This window comes from Lysinibacillus sp. EB271-A1-10B (assembly GCF_058791335.1).
Genome location: NZ_JBYTDL010000007.1, coordinates 70,841 through 88,796 on the forward strand (window position 1 = coordinate 70,841; position 17,956 = coordinate 88,796).

Below are 17,956 nucleotides of genomic sequence, written 5' to 3' on the forward strand. Positions count from 1 at the left end.
GTGATTATTGGTAACAAAAAAATATAATAAAAAAACTGTATTTACAATAAAAAGGTAAAAATGTATATTTATATAAACAACTAAGATTTTCCATATGATAATTAAAAAATATCAGATTAAAGGAGGAGGCTAATGGAACATTCGAGGAAAAGTTTCATGTATTTAAAGAATAAAAATTGACTTCTATAGTTTCCCTTTCACAGGATTCAGCTGTCCGGAACGGCTCTTACTAAATAATGTACAAGAGGGTGAGCTCTATGAGTAACTTTAGTAAAGGAGCTGTATATGCTGTTATTTCAGCTATAGGCTATGGGATTATGCCTATTTTTACTGTCAAAGCTTATGAGCACGGGGTGACAGTTTACACATTGCTTTTTTTAAGATTTGCATTAAGTTCCGTGATATTTTTTTCGTTTTTCCTTTTTAGAGGCATAAATATAAAAATAGGAAAACAAGATATTACAAATCTTTTCTTATTAGGTGGTGTATTATTTACACTATTATCTATTTTTCATTTTGAATCAATAAAATATATCTCCTCATCTATGGCAGTCCTACTCCTCTATTGTTTCCCTTTATTGGTTTGTATCATTTCCTATTTTTTATATAAAGAAAAGTTGAATATTGGATCTATGATCTCTTTAGTGGCAGCTTTCATTAGCATGATTTATTTACTGGGAGTTTCATTAGATAAAATGAATATTTATGGAGTAGTATTATCCCTTCTAGCAGCTTTAGTATTTGCCATATATATGATTGTTGGAAAAAAAGTAACGATCAATAATTCTCCTGTGATAATCAGTGCTTATACAACGCTATTTGCAGGAATGGGTGTTTTCACATTTGGTTTAGTAAAGCAGGAAATTTCTTTTGATTTTAATGCTCATGCATGGCTATACATAGCATGTATGGTATTTCTCTCAACCATTATTGCTGAAATAGCATTTTTTAAGTCACTAGAATTATTAAGTTCTTCTAACGTATCGATGATTAGTATGGTAGAACCTGTCTTTACCTCTGTATTTGCTCTTGTATTTTTAAATGAACGGTTACATTTTTCTCAAATTACTGGAGGTTTCTTTCTCTTAATCAGTTTAACAATATTGATTTACTTCCAAAATAAAACTGTTACTAGCCAAGAGATAAAAGAGGACATGATTCAGAATGAACATATATTAACAAAATAGAACACGGCTCCTATATACAATGGTATGAAATATATTATTAAAGGGGATGACATTAATGCAAGTTGCAAAGCAAGATACAAAGGACAAGTATTGGAAAACTATTTTACAAGAGTTTGAATTGAAAACGGTTGTACCTTTAGGCACATTTAATAATAATGGTTTCCAATTGACAAGAGAAAACTTTATTTTAGACGAGGAAACCAAACAGTCAATTTGGAAATTTGCTAGAACTTACAGTGTTAATGTTACTTCTATTTTATATTCAGCATGGGGAATTTTACTACAAAAGTATAATGATATAAATCATGTTATGTTCGGTACAATGACTATTGATAAAAACATTTTACCTTTTTGTGTTAAATCTAATATTAATACAACAGGATTAGAATACGTTAAGCAAATTGAATACGAGACGAAACTAAGACAGCAATATGAAGATCTGGCTTTAGAAGAAGTTGCATCTTATAGTCAAATAAAATTTAAAAATGGACTATTTGGTTCTGCTTTATTGATTGGTGAAAAGGATGAAAACATTCAACGACTCTGTGAAACTTACAAGATTGATATAAGTTTAGAGGTAGATTCTTTATTGGAATGTACTGTCCTTTATAATGTTGAATTATTTAATACTTTTACAATTTCTAAAGTGAACGAACATTTCATTAATATATTAACTGACCTACTATCAAACCCACATAAAACATTTAATGCCATCAATATTCTTTCAGAAACAGAAAAACATCAAGTATTATATGATTTTAATTCCCATCTACTTAATTACGATTCAACTAAAACCATTGATGAATTTTTTGAATATCAAGTTAAAAAAGGGCCAGATAGAATCGCATTGATTTGCCAAGATAGAAAATTAACCTATAAAGAACTAAATGAAAAATCAAATCAATTAGCACATTTATTACGCCAAAAAGGTGTTAAACCAGAAAAATTAGTTGGTTTAATAGTAGAACGATCAGAAGATTTGATAATTTGTATGTTTGCTGTCCTTAAAGCGGGAGGAGCATATCTCCCAGTTGATCCAGCTTACCCGTTAGAACGTATTAATTATATGTTTGAACAAGCAGATATAAATTTACTATTAACTCATAGCCATATAAATATAGAATTATCAATTCCTTGCGAGAAAATATATTTAGACGATTCCCCTTTACATCATTATCCTACTAGTAATTTAGATAAATTACATGATGTAAATAATCTAATGTATACTTTATATACTTCTGGTTCAACCGGCCAACCAAAAGGAGTTGCTGTTGAACATAGAAATGTTGTAGGCTATTATCATAGTTTTAGAAATGAATTCAACATAAACGAAAATGATATTATGCTACAACAATCAACAGTATCATTTGATATTTCTGTAGAAGAAATTTTCCCAATCTTGCTTACAGGCGGAACTTTAGTTATAGCTTGTAGGGATGATGTAGCCTCTACAGAAAAACTTCTAGATATAATGAGAAATAATAAAGTCACAATGATTAGTGGATTTCCACTATTATTGAATGAATTAAATAAATATCCTCTTGTTGAATCATTGCATACAATGATTAGCGGCGGCGATGTGTTAAGAAAAGAATATATCAGTAATTTGATTGACAAAGTAAAAATATATAACACCTACGGCCCTTCTGAAACTACTGTTTGTATTTCATATTATGAAGTAACAAGTGAGAAGGTAGGAAATAATATTCCAACTGGTAAACCTATTGCTAACTATAAAGTCTATATTTTAGATAAAAATCGTCAGCCTGCCCCTATTGGTGTTCCTGGAGAAGTATGTATATCAGGCGTAGGCGTTTCTCGAGAATATTTAAATCGTCCTGATTTGACTAGTGAACGTTATACGCAAAATCCATTCGTAGAAAATGAGAAAATGTATATTTGTGGTGATTTAGCACGATGGTCACCTGATGGGAATATTGAATTTTTGGGTAGAATTGATAATCAAATAAAAATTGGTGGGAGAAGAACTGAGCCTGGTGAAGTTGAAGAAAAACTTTTACAACATCCTTCCATTGAAGAGGCTTGTGTTATTGCAAGAGAAAATAAAAATAAAAATAAATATCTAACGGCTTATATAGTGATGAATGAGCAAAATTCTGCCGTAGAATTAAAAGAATACTTGCTGCAATTTTTGCCTGATTTTATGGTACCGTCTTATTATGTTGAATTAAATAAATTACCTTTAACGTTAAATGGTAAAGTCGATAAAAATAATTTAGCAGTTATTTTAGACTAAGTATACAGAATTTCAGGAATGTTAAAATCTTTATTGTAGTATAAAACCTATATTAAAGATTATGCCAAATTAATAGAGCGTGGGATTAACGAAATTTAATCTCTACCTTTTAAAGTTTAAAAAGCTGAATACAAAAAGCTCAATAGTATTGGTCGTTCTTACCATATCTATTGAGTTTTTTTATCTTATAATTCTCAGGTTTTATAACTTATATATCTTCCTTATAATCTAACATTATGTCCCATATCTTATACAATTATCGTAAAATAAAAGTATAGGTTTTTTAACATTAATACAAAGGGATGACTCACTTGCAAATACCTACTTATGAACAGTTTATGTTTCCGTTTTTAGACTATCTCAAAGATGAAAATGAGCATACATTAAAAGAATTATATGAATTCCTACCTCAATATTTCAATTTATCAGAAGAACAAGTAGAAGAACTTCTCCCTAGTGGAAATCAAACAGTTGTCGTCAATCGAATAGGTTGGGCACGTACATACCTTAAAAATGCTGGTCTCATTAGTAGTCCAAAACGCGCTGTATTTAAAATTACACCTGAAGGCTTAAGACTTCTTCTAGATTCGTCTGTTAAAGAAATCAATCAGAAAGTATTAGAACGTTACCCTCAATTTTTAGAATTTAAAAACCGGACAAAACCTTCCACAGATTCTTATATAAAAACAGTTATTTCTGAGGATTCCAGAACCCCCTTAGAAATTATGAATGAAAACTATCAAATCTTAAAGCAGTCATTGCAAACTGAACTATTAGAAAAAATTATGGAATGCTCCCCTCAATTCTTTGAGCAATTAATTGTTAACTTAATCGTAGCAATGGGTTACGGGGGATCGATTTCAGATGCCGGGAAAGCAGTAGGGAAATCGGGTGATGGAGGAATCGATGGCATTGTGAAAGAAGACATCCTCGGATTAGATAAAATCTACTTACAGGGAAAACGTTGGACAAATCCAGTTTCAAGACCTGATATCCAAGCATTTGTTGGAAGCTTGGTAGGCTTTAAAGCTAACAAAGGCATTTTTATCACTACCTCTCGTTTTACGAAAGAAGCAATTGCATATTCCGAGAGTATCGAGAAATCATTAATTTTAATTGATGGGATGAAACTTACTGAGTTAATGTTTTTATACAATGTAGGTGTATCGAATGTACAAACCTTTACAATAAAACGTATGGATTTAGACTTTTTTGAGGAAGGTTTATAAACCGAAAGAAAAATGCAGCAAACTTATTTGAAGTTTGCTGCATTTTTTATGTATGTCGAGTCTTTCTTATGTAGTGAATTTTCAAACCCTATTTTTTATCTATATTTATTACTCTCCACTCGTGTGCCATATACATCAATAGTTGATGGAATATATGCATACTTACGTGTCAGCAAATCACTTACTGAGTGATAACTACTAAAGTCATTATCTATTTCCATTTTCATTTCACTTTTCTTACCTACACCATATACACGTACTAGCCACATTTCATCCTTATACTGAATAAATTTTTCCAATTCAGGATAAGAAATTGAATAGACTGCGCTTGTACTTGTTGATGTTGTACCCTTCACTTCAATTTTTATTGGTCTTGGAGGAGACTGTGGCTGTAAATAATCGAACGCTGTAATATCGTATCCTAATCCGTCACCTTGTGTTTGCGCAACATGCTCTACCTGCTCTCCGTATTGTTCTCCGAATACTTCTATTACTTTCTTTTTTACATATTCAAATACTTTTTGTTCTGCAATATCACCAATTTTTTTACGCTTTTTCAAGTCTTTTTGTAGCTGTTCTTGGCTTACTACTCGACCACGTTTCTTTGTACTACCCGCTACCCTATTACTAACTCTAGACTCTCCCTGCTCGTAACTAGAAGTCGCAAACGTTTCCTCGTTAATTTCACCATCTTCTATTAGTTCTGCTTCTGCTCCAGCCTCTGAGCTATCTTCGTTCAGAAAGCTGTCAAACAAGCTAGCCCAAGCTTCAGGACATGGAAATAAGTAAGCCTGATTTCCATGTCCATTTTCTTGAAAGGCAGAATATTTTTGCGGACGATCAGATTCCATATCTCCCCAAACAGCTCTAATTATAATTGGATGTTCTAAAATTGTGAAATCTACATCCACTTTATACCCATCGTCTGACCATAGATTTTTCTCTTGTAGCTCATGTGGTTGTTCTGCAATATAACAATCTGACGTCGCTATACCTACCGCACGAATCGCTTGACCATAACAGCTGTAAATTTTATTACCAGCCTTAATTGTAGCCATTCGTTCATACGCATGATTGCTATTTCCATTTTTATTTTTTTGCGGGGACCACATATATCCTCCGATAATTTCTTCCTCGTGTGTAGCATTTTGCATTACAATAAAATTACTCATAAATTCACCCTTAGCTTTAGGAAACGTTCCATTTCATTTTTAATATTATTTAAATATTGTATTTTTACTATAGTTTACGATTACTATATTGTCAAAAAAATCCATTACCAGATGAATAATATTAAATCTTTTTCAGTTTCAAGAGATTAAAGGCACTAAATTTCGCGAGAATTTAAAGCTTCTCTTAGTAGCCTTAAAGCAGACCTTTTTGAGAAAAAGTACTTTTATGTCGTTTTGAAATTCAATTTGATTAAAAATAAGTTGCAAATATAGATGTTTTATTATAATATTTCATTATTGTGCAAAAAATAATATGTTTTTCTTCTTATCAAGAGAGATGGAGGGACTGGCCCTATGAAATCTCGGCAGCGGAACTTTGTGATTAAGTTACTGTGCCAAATCCAGCAAGCAAAGGCTTGATAGATAAGAGGAGTGTTTTATAAATATAAGACCTCTTCTTGTTTTTCAAGAAGAGGTCTTTTTTTAGAGAAAAATGGACAAAGACGATCCATTTTTAATTTTTGGAGGTAGAACAATGAAGAAAGAAAATCCATGGGCGCTAATCCCATTTGTTGTTTTTTTGATTTTATTTATTGGTTCAGGGGTTATTACAGGTGATTTTTACGCCTTCCCAGTCATTGTAGCCATTGCCATTGCGGGCGCTGTGGCTCTGGCGATGAATCGAAAAGAATCATTTTCACATAAAGTTGATATTTTTTGTAAAGGCGCAGGAAATTTAAATGTCATGCTGATGGTTGTTATTTTTCTATTAGCTGGCGCCTTTTCAGAAGTAGCAAAAGGTATGGGAGCAGTGGACTCCACTGTTAACTTTGCTTTGTCGGTCATTCCGCAAAATCTCCTTGTCGTAGGCTTATTCATCATCGCCTGCTTTATCTCCCTATCAATGGGTACTTCAGTAGGAACGATTGTTGCACTGGCGCCAATTGGAGTTGGGATCAGTGAGCATACCGACTTTTCAATGGCTTTAGTAATGGCAGCTATTGTTGGAGGATCGATGTTTGGCGATAATTTATCCTTTATTTCAGATACAACCATTACTGCCGTTCGTTCACAAGGCGCACAAATGAAAGATAAATTTAAGGTGAATTTTTGGATTGTGTTGCCAGCAGCTATTGTAACGAGCATTATTTTAGGAATTATCACAATGGGTGGAACTGCGACACAAGTAGAGCATTTAAGCTATAGTTGGATAAAAATTGTTCCTTATGTATTAGTTATTATTTTTGCGCTAATTGGCATGAATGTTTTCCTTGTTCTTGCATTTGGGATTGTTCTGGCCGGGGCTGTCGGCTTAGCGGATGGCAGCTATCAGTTAATGGACCTTTTTCAAAAGATCGGCGAAGGAATGTCAGGCATGTATGAAATGGCATTTCTTGCGATCTTAATAGCTGGAATGGTGGAAATTATTAAGCTTAACGGAGGGATTGACTTCCTACTTCACCTTGCCACACGAAGAATTAAATCGAAAAAGGGTGCTGAATTCGGGATTGCCGGTCTTGTGGGGCTAACTAATTTATCTACAGCCAATAATACAATTGCTATTTTAATTGCTGGTCCGCTTGCAAAAAATATTGCTGACCAGTATGGGATTGAGCCGAGAAAGTCCGCAAGTATATTAGATATTTTCTCCTGTACAACCCAAGGTCTTCTGCCATACGGAGCCCAGTTCCTGGCAGCCGCAAGCGTTGCTGGAATATCGCCAGTGAGCATGTTGCAATACTCTTTCTATCCGATTTTGATAGGGATTTGCGGGATTATCGCTATCCTTATTGGATATCCGAAACCAAGGAAAGCCTGAACTTTATCACTTTAATGTGATGGGTGTTGCTTTAAAAACTATTGATTTTCATTGAATAATCCAATCGTTTTGAAAAAAGATTCATCAAAACGATTGGATTTTTTACTTCGATCCATTCTTTATTTGTAGTTCTTTCCTCTTTACTAATTCCGTTATTTGTTATAAGAAATTTCACTTTTATATAACTCTCGTTAAGATCATTAAAAACGGAATTAAGATCTATTTGTTCATTTAACAGTTTTCTAAATTATCAAATGATTCCAAATGACTTCTATTAACTTGTAAACCAGCTCTCCTATCATTGTTACTCTGTAAATTAGCTAAATTAATATTGAATTGGATGATTTCTAACAATTTATCTAAAAAAGCAATAATTATAGTCAAATCATCTTGCATTGCTACAATCCCTAAACTTTGGTGATGGATTTTGGTATTGACTAATTGTTTTTTTATCAATTCTAATTTAGCTATTTGTGTACTTGCTTGCTCAAAATTAGAATAGTCATCGAGATACTCCCTTGCATGACAAATTCCTAATCTCGTTAAAGATCGCATATAAATTTGTAAGAATCTCAAAAATTCTGAATGATTTTCAAAATTACACACTACTTCTAGTTTATTTAAATAACTAATTACTTTTAAATACTCTTTTTTTGTATTTAACCTATTATAATTCATGCTTTTTTTTGTATAAAAAACCGTTGCAAAAACAACGTCTCTTTATTTTGGCATAATCGTTTTCCATTAATTTAGTTGTTTTTTATAAAGTATATAGATGTAGTGAAATCGAATAGATCTATATTTAAAAGAAAGCTAATGCAACAAAGAGGATTTTTCAAAAAAACGTGTTAGACATGAAAGACAATCTTTGTACTAATTTATTTTATTATAGACATTAAGAAAGCCTAAGGGTATAACAAGAAAAGAGGATTTGATAATCAAATCCTCCAAGTTGCAATTCCCTCATCTATTCTTGCCATTTCTATTACAGAGAAGGTTTTTTTATAATTACTTGCTTTTTTTATATTTCCTTAATCAGATCACTACTTTTATTTTGTTATCTTAATCATCTTCTCTACTATTTGGACAATTTCATTCTTTTCTTCTTCGTAAATAATTCCATCCCTACATTTATTAGCCTGACTAACTAATTCATTTATATAGCTATTAACAGACATATTTGCTTCCCTTATGATTTTTCTCACCTCAGTAGAAAACGATTTGTAGGCTACCCCTTCCGTTAGATATTTGTACTTTGATTTAACTAATTGTAAAATTAAAAAATCTATGATACCTCTGCCTAAATAACGGTTATCAAGCAAATCAATGAATTGTTTTTCCGAGAGCTGGAAGGAACTATTGATAAGGAATAATCTAAAATTACGTTCGTAATGAAAATGCTCTGTTTCATATGAAATTTTCTGGCAATAATAAAACAAATGTTGAGAAAAAAATTGTTCTTTTAATAACTCAGGAGTTTGCATAATATCCTTTAATAAATCTAGTTCCCAATTTGAATGAGGTTTAAAATTCACTATGTCAAAATCAAAATCATAGAAATATAATGAGCAAAAATGATGTTCAGTAAAAATATATTTTAATTTAAGAAATTTAGCATAAGACATATGTTGCTCTGATAGACATCTTTTAAGAATCTCTTCATTAAGTTGTGAAATAGTGATATTTTTAATTATCCATTTAATCAAGTCACTATCGATTCTATGTTTTTTAATTTTATTACAAACAAATTCTAGTATATGTTCATCACGAACTGATTCATCCATCATATTTCTATTTATTATATATTTAAAAAACAGAATTTCTTTTTCCCATTTTCGCGAAGGTCCTGTGTATAGAATGTTATAGAAAATGAAGGATGCTCTATACTTAAAATCTAGCTTACTTGTTAAAAAAATAGCATAATCTTTATTTTGTTCTGTAAATTCCATATTAATTAAATAACCATAAATAATTTCACTTTCCTGTTCATTCATTATACTTTTTCCAAATGTTCCAAAGAATCCGGAATAATGATTGTATTTTAGAATGCTTAAATAATCCCCATAATAATCCAACATTTTATAAAAATATTGATAGTAACTATTAACCATCATGTCATAAGAGTCTGTATGTTCTGAAGCATTTACTTTGTTATCTAAGACAAATTTGAAACCTTGTTTTTGGATAATTTGACTATGAATTTCCTCAATATCTTTGTAGGAGGATATACGCTTTTCGATGATAGATGGCAACTTAAAATAAGGACAGTCTTCATTATAAGATAAATTTTTTTTTCTAGAGTAGACACTAATTAGTTCATCGAGAACATCTCCATTCAGTAAATCATCATGTTTATTCGAACTTCTTAAACTGCTATAAATAGCATTATCATGCCATCTATATATAGCTAATAACTCACGTAAACTTAATTGAATATTACACTCTTCTATTTTTACATAAAGGCTATTAAATAATCTATCTAGATAAAACGGTCCATGACTAAATAAATATTCATCCTGTTTGAAAAGTTTAAATAGACCTCCTTGTTGATTTTTAGGAAAAGATTCTGAGCTGAATATCTCTCCTAAAATATACATCAACATTTTACCTTGTTCTTTTTGATCTAATGGTTTTAACTCATCAAACAGTTTATTTAAAAAATAATCACGATTATTCTTGTAAGAATAATCGAAATAATACTTATATTCTTCAGCTACAGCCGATTCTATTTTCCATTCTAACCTCGAGTCTCTTCTCTCCAGAGTATTATATAACGTTTTCATGCTGCTTAGGCTTTGTAAAAATAAATATGCATACAGAATATAAATGAACGATACACTCACTTCCCAAAAGGCTTGAGGAATTGTATTGCTAAGGGGAATGTTAAAGTTTTTAATTCTTAAAATAGTAGTCTTACTTATAGTTGGGTAAATAACAGCATATAGCAAAAGTATCTTAAAAAATGTGGATTTAAATATTTCGAAACCTAGACGTTTAAGAATGAAATCCTTAGTTATACTTCGCCCCCAGTACTTATCATTTTTATTTTGAAGGGCATAACCAATTGTAAACTGCAGAAAAGTATATAAAATACCGTATAAAGTTAGAATGCTAATAACCAACGCAATATAATTATCCTCTTTCCCAAGCTGTATAATACCATATTTTTGTTGAAAAGCTGTGAGCGAAGATAGTAAAACTATAGGTAGTACTACATATGTAATCGTTCGTGAAATATTCCTCTCAGTTAAATACTTCCAAAAGTTAGTGTACATAAGTTTGTTTCTCAGGCTTGTATAGACCTGCATAATAAAGATCTGAATAAAAAATAAGGAAAGAGCTACTGCGAAAGAAATCTGAATATTCTCCTTGATAAGCTTTGTTAAATCCATATAATACTCCTCTCTTTTTTAAACGATATTCCTTTATTTTATAAATCTTTGATTCAAAATAACTCTACAAAACGAAATGTGGGATTATACACCCAACGTATATATCTTAAACAAGATTTATTATTTGAAAATTACAGAGGGAAAGGTTTCCTAAACCCTTCCCTCTGTGCTCTATCAAATACGAAATTTAAGATTACAAACACCACAAATCAATTCCATTTAACTACTGCAAAATTTGTTTTAACTTGTGCTTGAGTAATTTCTCTCGTTCAATTACAAATACTTCGAAGTTAGTGAGTTCTAAATCAATATTTGGAATGTAATTCAATTTCATATAGTAGTTCTGTTCCATATTTGTTGTGTACGTTTTTTGAAGCCATTCTTTAAATGGACTATCCGATTTTTGAATATTCGGGATGCCCTCGAGCAATTGAATATTCGCTATGGAATCTACTTGTGCTATATAACCGTCTACTTTCTCCTCATCCACACCTGCATTTAGCAGTCGCTTTTTCGTAAAGCTGCTTCGAGGGAAAATATGATCTAAATGGAACAGATTACGATAATCTAGCGTTGGATATAAAATTGCTAAAATCGAGAATGTACGACTGTTTCCACATTTTGCGGTCAATAAATTATCAATTTCATCATCATCGAAACTGAAATTTTTCACCTCTCCACGGAAAGCTTGCACAATTTCAGTTAACGGGAATTGCTGATGATTTTCTGCAATAATTTTACGCAGCTTAATAATAATCGTATCTGGTGCACCGCCAAATGCTTTCTTTAATAGTGCGATGTTTAACCACTTTTTAATATCGCTACAATCAATTTTATAGTTTTGATCAATATAATAATTACTCGAAACTTGCGCTTTATGTAAATAATAAATGATCGGTATTATCGCATTATTAGAAGTTAATGTCTGCTCTGAGTAGCCGAAGCTTGCAATTAGCTGGACACCTTTGCGAATCGATTCTTTAATAGAATCCCAATTCTCCTCAATTTTTTGCATTGTTGAAGCATTAAAATTATCCACCTTAAACGCAATATCAGGGAAATCACATAGCACAAGGCTCGTTTTTAATACGAAATCCTTATTGAAATAAAAACCATTGCCTATTTGATTAATTTCATCTACAAATTCTGTGATTTCTTTACGTGCATCCTTTTGCTTCCACTGTGCAGTCGCAATTGATAACAATAAATCTGAATAACTTAACTCCGTTCCTCCACTATTTACTCGGATAAAAATATTGAGCACCTTATCTAACTCTTGATCTTTCTCCAAATAGTAATTAACAATCGGTGACTGATGAATTACCTTATGTAGATTAAATAGTGTAGAACTAATAAATTTATATTGCGGCAACGCATTTAACTCTTTATCCATAATGTAATTATTAATTTCAAATGGCTCCTCATACTTTAAAATATCTCCAACCTTGAACCAATGTGCTACACCTTTCGCATTATCCTCAGCTGCCTCTTTTTCAGCCAAAAATAAAAAGTCATATTTCATATCAAAATCTTCAGACTCTGCTAATATGTCTAAATATAAAAAACGTTTCGGATAGGCATTCGGATTTTCTCTACGCATGCGCGGCATTTTATAGGAATAGCTACCTAACAAGCCAAGAAATAATGATGTTAAACGTTGCTGACCATCTAAAATAGCCGTTAAATCCGTATCACGATCAATTTCTGCTACCCTGTTATGTTTATTCGTCTTCTCATGATAATCACGAATAAATTCATAAAATTGAAACTTTGAATTATTTTCCTTATATACCTTCCAAAATAAAAACGACCCCACTGGATAGCCTTGCATAATTGAATCAAATAAATGCTCAATTTGCTCTGTATCCCACACGAATTCACGCTGAATTGCTGGTAGCACATATTCATGTCGACGAATATTATCAATTACTTCTTTGATTGTCATTGGTGTTTGAAAGCTCATAATAACCTCTCCCTTCAATCTATATATTACAATATATAGGATGTGTAGTTAAGATTCCCAAGGGAATTTGTGTAGTTTAATCAAAGAATTAAGAAATATACAAAACGCAAAGAGCATCTTCAAAAGAAGAATCACCTGACGCTTCCTTGTTCCACAGTTAGAAGGATATAAAACTTTGTGGTGATGATCTATTGGAAAAGGTTAGATTATCAATTACACAAAAATATTGGCAATCCCCCTGAAATTTTTTTATCACTTTTACATTAATTAAATTTTGTAATAAATTAGATTTTAAATTTAAAATATCCCATTTTATTTAATAGGTCTCTTATAGTTATATAATTGCCATTCTGTGAGTTTTATTGAACTACAGCTGTATTATCACCTGCCAACAAGGCAAAGCTATGCTTTTAATAACAAAATCACACAAAACTAAACATTATTCCCGTTACCTTACACTCAATCGATAATAAAAATTCCTAAAATGAAATAAAGCATAAAAATTCCAAACGGAAAATTTATACTTTACGTCATATGATATGATTACGCCTGTAGTCACTATATATATGGAGACGGCGGGAGGAAAGCCGCAAATTATAAAAAAAGCTGTTATATCAATGTTTAAGGGCTATTTTAATTGCTATAAAAATAGCTTTGACTACGGTTTTGACTACGGCTACTAAATTATGCTGTTGGGGCAATTTCTAAGATGCAGAACTAAATTGCATCTTTTTTTAAGGCTGTTTTCCCAAAGATTGTTGTTATTCTAAAAGCATTAGCACTTGTTTAATGTACTTCACTTTCTCTAGATCCTTTTCGATAGCAAATTGATCTTCTAGTACCTCCAACTCTGAAATGAAGTCCTTGAACAGGATATCGGTTATGTCTAATCATTTGTTCAATAAAATCAATTTGAGTTATTTCAATTTCCTTCTTTTCGATTACAACGGCTTTTTTGGGTGTCTCATTTCTAAACAACGCTCTCTAACACTCTCTAAATAATCTTTATGTTCCTCTGTAATCTTTGATAAAAATTCAGTAGTTGCTTTAATTGATTCTTCTCCTTCTAGCTGTGTTCCTAACTCGTTTGCCATCCGTTTTAAAACATAAGCCTCAAACTCAGCATAATCTTCAAAGCGTTCACAGTCTCCGGAAAACTCTTCACGATCACGTTTCTCATAAAGTTCGTCAATAAGTTTAATGGACTTTGCCACCAACTCTTCGCCTTCCAACAATTCAGATTCATCAACTATTCGCTTTGCAAAATACTCTTCAGAACTTTCAAATCCCACCGGAGGCTCTTTCATTGTTTGTCATATAAATACACCCCTTTTAAGTTGTTTTAATTATATATTACTAAGCTCCATCAGACCTCATAAAATTCATTTATCAACCTTTTAACAACGTAATTCTTGCTAAAACAGCCTAAAAAAGAAAAAATAAACCCCCTAATAAGTCATTAGAAGTTTTATGAATATGCATCAAGTATAGGCTAAACTTCAAAATTCGCTACCATACTATAATCTATTTTAGACGGTATTTCTTCCATAAGCATTAAATCACGTAGCATCGTTAAACGAATAGAAACGTCCATATCGAAGTATTCATTTTCTTCAGCTTTTAATTCAGAATAGGGGACGTTTTCGACTACATATTGTTTGCCATCAATATTCCATACTACGTTTTTTGTTAAAAATGTGGTTTCCGGTTTCACAATGGCAACCTCCTTAACTAGCATCTTTAGCATTAGATCTTGTATAACATTTGCTTTTTACAAATTATTTATATTCATCATTAAGTAATCCTTGCATTACTATTATTAGATGCTCACCTAATATTATTTTCCCCTTTTTCCTCTCAATTCTAACAGTTCTTTTCTAAATGCCGCTTCTTCTTCAGGAGAAATTTTACTAGCTAGCTCTTTCATATACTTAATTGTTGCTTTAGCTAACGCTTCTCCCGATAATACTTCACCGATTGATTCACGAGTAGCATAATATTGTTCAATATCAACTTGGTTTTCTTCTTGATTCATAGTCCCCATCCCATCATCCTTTTTCTCTTTCATTTGATTCTTCCCCCCTTTATTGTACTTAAATTTCTTAAGCATTGGAGTTATTTCATTTACCATTGTCTATTCTCTAGACAACATTACTTAATAATTCTCTGTTCTTTAACTAACGGGGCAGGTTAGCTTAAGAAGAAAAGGATTAACTGGTGATTTACGAAAACAGCCTAAGATATAAATCGAGCAATATTACCTCCCAATGGAGATCACTGGGAAGTTATTTTTATTTTCGGCTGTTTTCTAAATGGTGTTCATTAATATTTAAATATTCTATAAGTAGCGAGAAAATACTTTTACACTTTTTGTTTTTTTAATCATTTTTTGTTAATATTGAGCGATGAGGAAAAAAGTAATTTAGGAGAGATGAATGTGATTAATGATGAAAATTTAAGGAAATTTAGTTTATTGGTTTTTAGTTTAATGTTGCTCCTGGTGTATGTTTTAAGCTCAGGTTTTGCATTAGATGGAATAGGCCGATATGAATTAAGGGATCTTAGGTTTTTTGCTACAATTCATATAATAATGTATTTTGCATCAATAATAGGATATATCTTTTTATTGTCTGGTTGGGTGATTTTATATTCTGTTCTCAATAATGTCTTAAAGAGTTTTTCGATTAATGAATCCAATTGGGATGGGGATGACATTGGATTTATGAAGAAAAATAAAAAGTTAGTAGGGAAGTTGAATTTGTCTCTATATTTCTTGATTATATTTTGGGCTCTAAATATACTCTATTTAATCTCAACAGCAATACGTATTTAGGTGAAAGTATGAGAAGGATTTTAATATTCAGTTTATTCTTATATTTAGTGCAAATCGAGGTTGCATTTGCAAACGAGTCTAATTTGCTAGTTACTGTAGATAAAGATGCAATTTTGGAAATGAGTTTAGAAGTGAAAAATGTTGATATAAAGAATAAAGATATCATCACCCTATTAATACCTACCGAATGTTCAAATGCAATGAATGTAGATGATAGTTTTATTGGGATGAGCGTTTCTGACGGTTTTACTTTAGCTAGTTTTTTTGCTGAGAAAAATGAAGTGAAGTTTGCTTGTAACCCCTCTGGCTTAGTAAATGAACCTTTTAATGCAGAAATTGTAAATGGATATCTTGTAGTGAGTAATGAAGATGCAACGATTGAGAAAAATTATGGATGGGTAAACAACGAGGGAATTATTTTAATTAAGGATTATTCAGAAGTTTATGCTAAATTTCCAAATGGTTATTCTGTTTATCGGTCCGGAAAACCCCAAAAAGTTAATGGTTCTGTGGTTAAGGTGGATTATATAGACAGTAGAAAGAGTTACGAAATAAAGTATATTGATAAAGAGCTGAATATAGATGTTCTTAACGTTATAACAAATCTTATTGCGATAGCTCTTACAATTGTATATGGTTTATTTCCAAATAATCTAAAAGCATCGGTTTTCATTTCTGTTGCTGTGTTGATAACCACTGGAATATCTTGGTTCTTTGTAAATGAAGTGTTAACAAGTGCTGTAATTAATACAGGCGCTGCCTTATTAGTGAGTATTTTTACCGGGGTGAAATGGTGGCAAGCATCGAAAAAGAAAGATGAGACAACAGTAGAAGGAGAAACAAAAGTAGAAGGCAAATTGAATAAAGAAACAGAAGAAAAAGTAAAGAACTAAGGAAAATGCCGTGAAGGTGAATTAATAGCTTAAGAAGTCTTTCCCTGGCAAGTGGAGTATCCCGACGGCAAAATTTGTTGGTAGCGATTTAAGTCACGTGGAATTCAGTGGCGTAAAAAAATAATTTACTTACTCAACTAACGGGTGCTTTACTTCAAGATGGGATTCCACAGAGATCCCATCTTTTTCTTCTTCAACTAACGAGGCAAGTTAGTACAACAAGGAACGATTGAAATTCAATAAATATGGAGTTTTGGGGGATAATGATACTAAACAAATTTAAGGAGAATTAGAAATGAAAAAAATGCTTTTTAGCCTTATCTTCGTTTTAGTAACTCTTCCTTCACAAACACACTCTGAAAATAAAATTGAAAAGTTGCAGCCTTGTTCTGCAATACTTGAACCAACAAAAAATTAACGGGAGCTTAATTAAAGTAGAGCATCACTGAAATCCTACACTCACATCTGCATATACTTTTATAAGCATACTGGAGGTTGCAAATAAATGAAAAATACTGATAGACTTTCTCAAGATCTAGAAGACTCAAAAGAAGATGAAGAAATAAATACTCTATACGCGCATAGAGCTGAACAATCCTCTGGTAAATGGATAACGCTAGAACCAGGACAAACAATTTTTGATTTGCACAAAATGAATAAGGAAAAAAGTAAAGCAACTTTCACTAGCTTTACTTTTTTTATAAATATCATCTTAAAATTTTGTGAAAATGACTCTGTAACTAATAAATTTAAATTTCGATCATTTTCATCGAAAATCATACCCTTTTCATCGAAAACCTTAGCAACTTTCGCTATTTTTATCCAAAGCCTTAATGTTTTTGCATCTATTAATGTTTTTATTAATACCTCAATAGATTTATAAAATGAAGTAACAATTGGTGAAAATCAATGTTTACTTACATCTCTTATCAAAAATTGCAATCCTCCATTTCACTTTTTAATGCTGTATTTCAGCTTTTCTCATCAGAACTGAAATTTTTATTACTCTTATAAGTGTGAATCATCAAGTGTACTCACTTTTCCCATTTAAAAACGGAGTGAATCATTAAGTGTACCCACTTTTCCCTCTTAAAAACGGAGTGAATCTTCAAGTGTACTCACTTTTCCCTCTTGAAAACGGAGTGAATCTTCAAGTGTACCCACTTTTCCCTCTTGAAAACGGAGTGAATCTTCAAGTGTACTCACTTTTC

General features: G+C 31.6%; 15 protein-coding genes and 1 riboswitch. Of the genes, 8 read left to right on the plus strand and 7 right to left on the minus strand.

Translation table 11 applies throughout. The annotated features are described in order from the left end of the window. Positions 1–257 precede the first annotated feature (257 nt). From AC3WSK_RS11800 to AC3WSK_RS11810, 3 genes are all read left to right on the plus strand, one after another. Complete coding sequence (locus AC3WSK_RS11800; protein ID WP_492412419.1) at positions 258–1,187, plus strand: DMT family transporter; 930 nt, start codon at positions 258–260, stop codon at positions 1,185–1,187. Positions 1,188–1,242: 55 nt separating this feature from the next. Then, positions 1,243–3,444, plus strand: coding sequence for a non-ribosomal peptide synthetase (locus tag AC3WSK_RS11805; protein ID WP_492412421.1), 2,202 nt, complete (start codon positions 1,243–1,245; stop codon positions 3,442–3,444). A gap of 311 nt (positions 3,445–3,755) precedes the next feature. Beyond that, entirely contained in the window at positions 3,756–4,673 is a 918-nt protein-coding gene (locus AC3WSK_RS11810) for a restriction endonuclease (RefSeq protein WP_492412423.1), read from the plus strand. A gap of 95 nt (positions 4,674–4,768) precedes the next feature. Here AC3WSK_RS11810 and AC3WSK_RS11815 read toward each other — a convergent pair whose 3' ends face one another. Beyond that, positions 4,769–5,845, minus strand: a complete 1,077-nt coding sequence (locus tag AC3WSK_RS11815) for a protein NO VEIN domain-containing protein (RefSeq protein WP_427484377.1) — start codon at positions 5,843–5,845, stop codon at positions 4,769–4,771. A gap of 322 nt (positions 5,846–6,167) precedes the next feature. Next, positions 6,168–6,275, plus strand: a riboswitch (SAM riboswitch). A gap of 105 nt (positions 6,276–6,380) precedes the next feature. Between AC3WSK_RS11815 and AC3WSK_RS11820 the strand changes: the two genes are divergently transcribed. Further along, positions 6,381–7,664, plus strand: coding sequence for a Na+/H+ antiporter NhaC family protein (locus AC3WSK_RS11820; protein WP_427484376.1), 1,284 nt, complete (start codon positions 6,381–6,383; stop codon positions 7,662–7,664). A 231-nt stretch (positions 7,665–7,895) separates the two neighbouring features. On the opposite strand, the gene AC3WSK_RS11825 is transcribed toward AC3WSK_RS11820, so the two are convergent. The 6 genes from AC3WSK_RS11825 to AC3WSK_RS11850 form a co-directional block, all read right to left on the minus strand. Continuing rightward, positions 7,896–8,342, minus strand: coding sequence for a hypothetical protein (locus AC3WSK_RS11825; protein ID WP_427484375.1), 447 nt, complete (start codon positions 8,340–8,342; stop codon positions 7,896–7,898). 371 nt (positions 8,343–8,713) lie between these two features. Beyond that, positions 8,714–11,056 carry a hypothetical protein gene (locus AC3WSK_RS11830; protein WP_492412426.1) on the minus strand — a complete coding sequence of 781 codons (2,343 nt, stop codon included), beginning with the start codon at positions 11,054–11,056 and terminating at the stop codon, positions 8,714–8,716. Positions 11,057–11,279: 223 nt separating this feature from the next. Next, positions 11,280–13,019: a DUF262 domain-containing protein gene (locus tag AC3WSK_RS11835; RefSeq protein WP_427484372.1), complete on the minus strand. Its 1,740-nt coding sequence runs from the start codon at positions 13,017–13,019 to the stop codon at positions 11,280–11,282. A 941-nt stretch (positions 13,020–13,960) separates the two neighbouring features. Then, positions 13,961–14,311, minus strand: coding sequence for a hypothetical protein (locus tag AC3WSK_RS11840; RefSeq protein WP_492412428.1), 351 nt, complete (start codon positions 14,309–14,311; stop codon positions 13,961–13,963). Between the two features lie 200 nt (positions 14,312–14,511). Beyond that, entirely contained in the window at positions 14,512–14,733 is a 222-nt protein-coding gene (locus tag AC3WSK_RS11845; protein ID WP_079561420.1) for a hypothetical protein, read from the minus strand. A gap of 123 nt (positions 14,734–14,856) precedes the next feature. Beyond that, on the minus strand, positions 14,857–15,087 hold the full coding sequence (locus AC3WSK_RS11850) for a hypothetical protein (RefSeq protein WP_079561419.1): 231 nt from the start codon (positions 15,085–15,087) through the stop codon (positions 14,857–14,859). A 369-nt stretch (positions 15,088–15,456) separates the two neighbouring features. On the opposite strand from AC3WSK_RS11850, the gene AC3WSK_RS11855 reads away from it, so the two are divergent. From AC3WSK_RS11855 to AC3WSK_RS11870, 4 genes are all read left to right on the plus strand, one after another. Next, positions 15,457–15,852, plus strand: a complete 396-nt coding sequence (locus AC3WSK_RS11855) for a hypothetical protein (RefSeq protein WP_079561418.1) — start codon at positions 15,457–15,459, stop codon at positions 15,850–15,852. 8 nt (positions 15,853–15,860) lie between these two features. Then, positions 15,861–16,745: a hypothetical protein gene (locus AC3WSK_RS11860; RefSeq protein WP_079561417.1), complete on the plus strand. Its 885-nt coding sequence runs from the start codon at positions 15,861–15,863 to the stop codon at positions 16,743–16,745. Between the two features lie 295 nt (positions 16,746–17,040). After that, complete coding sequence (locus AC3WSK_RS11865; RefSeq protein ID WP_276207752.1) at positions 17,041–17,163, plus strand: hypothetical protein; 123 nt, start codon at positions 17,041–17,043, stop codon at positions 17,161–17,163. 87 nt (positions 17,164–17,250) lie between these two features. Then, positions 17,251–17,628: a hypothetical protein gene (locus AC3WSK_RS11870; protein WP_079561416.1), complete on the plus strand. Its 378-nt coding sequence runs from the start codon at positions 17,251–17,253 to the stop codon at positions 17,626–17,628. Positions 17,629–17,956: the final 328 nt, after the last annotated feature.

Bases quoted from the DNA above. Each gene is read 5' to 3' on its own strand.
- AC3WSK_RS11800 (WP_492412419.1), top strand. From the start codon at position 258: ATGAGTAACTTTAGTAAAGGAGCTGTATATGCTGTTATTTCAGCTATA.
- AC3WSK_RS11805 (WP_492412421.1), top strand. From the start codon at position 1,243: ATGCAAGTTGCAAAGCAAGATACAAAGGACAAGTATTGGAAAACTATT.
- AC3WSK_RS11815 (WP_427484377.1), bottom strand. From the start codon at position 5,845: ATGAGTAATTTTATTGTAATGCAAAATGCTACACACGAGGAAGAAATT.
- AC3WSK_RS11820 (WP_427484376.1), top strand. From the start codon at position 6,381: ATGAAGAAAGAAAATCCATGGGCGCTAATCCCATTTGTTGTTTTTTTG.
- AC3WSK_RS11825 (WP_427484375.1), bottom strand. From the start codon at position 8,342: ATGAATTATAATAGGTTAAATACAAAAAAAGAGTATTTAAAAGTAATT.
- AC3WSK_RS11830 (WP_492412426.1), bottom strand. From the start codon at position 11,056: ATGGATTTAACAAAGCTTATCAAGGAGAATATTCAGATTTCTTTCGCA.
- AC3WSK_RS11835 (WP_427484372.1), bottom strand. From the start codon at position 13,019: ATGAGCTTTCAAACACCAATGACAATCAAAGAAGTAATTGATAATATT.
- AC3WSK_RS11850 (WP_079561419.1), bottom strand. From the start codon at position 15,087: ATGAAAGAGAAAAAGGATGATGGGATGGGGACTATGAATCAAGAAGAA.
- AC3WSK_RS11860 (WP_079561417.1), top strand. From the start codon at position 15,861: ATGAGAAGGATTTTAATATTCAGTTTATTCTTATATTTAGTGCAAATC.
- AC3WSK_RS11865 (WP_276207752.1), top strand. From the start codon at position 17,041: ATGAAAAAAATGCTTTTTAGCCTTATCTTCGTTTTAGTAACTCTTCCT.
- AC3WSK_RS11870 (WP_079561416.1), top strand. From the start codon at position 17,251: ATGAAAAATACTGATAGACTTTCTCAAGATCTAGAAGACTCAAAAGAA.